The following is a 509-nucleotide window of genomic DNA, read 5'->3' as shown; positions in this document are numbered from 1 at the left end:
CAATATACTCATTTATAATAAAAGCAAGTTATTAAAAACATGCTATCAAACACATCTTTAAAACTTGCTTATATTAATATTATAATTGTTATATTTATACTTATTTATCTATCTCGCTATTTTCTATATTATCATTTTTCTTCTTTTTGCTTTTATAAAAATATAAACCACCAGCAATTAATATTACTACAACAATTCCGCCAATAATTATACCGGTATTACTAGTAGTAGAAGTTGATTCTTCAGAAACAACAGTTATTTCATTAGTAGCATTTTGTAAGTCCATTAAGCCAATATCAACCACGTTATCTTCAATCGTTCCTACTGTACTACTTTTAATTTTTCCAGGCATTGCAATCTTAATACCTATTTCTAGTCCCATTTCTTCTAATTTATCAATTGAATAACCAAGTTGATCTTCAAAATCTTCAGTATCTACACTTTCACCAAGGTCATCACCATCTATTTTTAAAGTGTATGTATTATTTTCGACAGTTAAACAATCTAAA

At 26.5% G+C, this 509-nt stretch carries 1 protein-coding gene; it reads right to left on the bottom strand.

The window, feature by feature from the left end; all coding sequences use genetic code 11:
• Positions 1-100: 100 nt before the first annotated feature.
• Positions 101-509: LPXTG cell wall anchor domain-containing protein (locus tag ACLR9T_RS13690; RefSeq protein WP_413110050.1), on the bottom strand; the 409-nt coding region annotated here is incomplete at its 5' end.

Source organism: Thomasclavelia sp., assembly GCF_047249845.1.
Classification (GTDB): Bacteria; Bacillota_I; Bacilli_A; order Erysipelotrichales; family Coprobacillaceae; genus Thomasclavelia.
The sequence above is the reverse complement of the archived record's forward strand: the minus strand, read 5'-3'. Positions and strand labels throughout refer to the sequence as shown.